The sequence below is a fragment of the Frankia sp. CcWB2 genome (assembly GCF_977927585.1).
Window position 1 is genome coordinate 9163 of sequence record NZ_CDWRCM010000108.1, and the last position, 1252, is coordinate 10414.

The following is a 1252-nucleotide window of genomic DNA, read 5'->3' on the forward strand; positions in this document are numbered from 1 at the left end:
AACAGCGTGGAGTGATCGCCTCCTACACGGCGCTCGTCGACCCCGCCCAGATCGGCCTCCCCCTGACCGCCTTCATCTCGATCACACCGATCGACCCGAGCCAACCCGACGACGCCGCCGACCGGCTCGCCCACATCGTCGAGATCGAGGCCTGCCACAGCGTCGCCGGCGACGAGAGCTACCTGCTCAAGGTGCGGGTCGCCACCCCCGGCGACCTCGAGACGCTGCTGCAGCAGATCCGCGCCGCCGCGAACGTCTCCACCCGCACCATGGTCGTGCTCTCCACCCCCTACGAAGGACGCCCCCCCGCCCTGTGAACACCCCCCGGACCGCCCCCCGGACCGGACCGGCCGCCGCTCACCGCCTCAGGGCACGGCCACTACCCGGATCGAACAGATGGATCCGCGTCACATCCAGCGCGGCAGACTCACCACCGTGACCGACGACGCCCCCCGACCCGCCCGCACCATCCTGTACCGGGGCGGGCTCATCCACACCCCGGCCGACCCGTTCGCCACCGCGATGCTCACCGACGGCGACACCATCGCCTGGGTCGGCTGCGACGCCGCCGCCACCCGCCTCGGCGCTGACACCGTCATCGACCTCGACGACGCCCTGATCACCCCCGCCTTCGTCGACGCCCACGTCCACACCACCGCCACCGGCCTGGCCCTCTCCGGCCTCGACCTCACCGGCACCCCCACCCGCGCCGCCGCCCTCACCGCCCTCACCGCCCACGCCCACCGCCGCCCCGCCACCACCCTGTTCGCCACCGGCTGGGACGAGACCACCTGGGCCGACGACCCACGCCCGCTCACCGCCACCGACCTCGACCGCGCCGCCGACGGCGCCCACGTCTACCTCGCCCGCGTCGACGGCCACAGCGCGGTGATCTCCTCCGCGCTCGCCGCCGCCTCCGGTGCCCCCCACCACCCCGGCTGGCACCCCGACGGCACCGTCACCGGCCACGCCCACCACCTCGCCCGCCGGACCGCCGACGCCACCCTGACCCCCACCGGGCGCCGCGACGCCTGGAACACCACCCGCACCCGCGCCGCCGCCCTCGGCATCGTCGCCCTGCACGAGATGGCCGGACCCGACATCTCCTGCGCCGACGACCTCGCCGGCCTGCTCGCCCACGCCCGCACCGTCCCCGGGCCCGACATCGTCGGCTACTGGGCCGGAGACATCGCCACCGCCGTCGAACTCGGCACCGCCTGGGGCGGCGACGCCTTCGTCGACGGCTCCCTCG

The 1252-nt window shown here is 75.0% G+C and carries 2 protein-coding genes; both read left to right on the forward strand.

What is annotated here, in order from left to right:
- Window positions 1-317, forward strand: a 317-nt coding sequence (locus ACY45C_RS12790; protein ID WP_462187844.1) for an Lrp/AsnC family transcriptional regulator, incomplete at its 5' end; no start/stop codon positions are given.
- Between the two features lie 79 nt (window positions 318-396).
- The coding region (locus ACY45C_RS12795) for an amidohydrolase family protein (protein ID WP_462187845.1) at window positions 397-1252 on the forward strand (856 nt) is incomplete at its 3' end.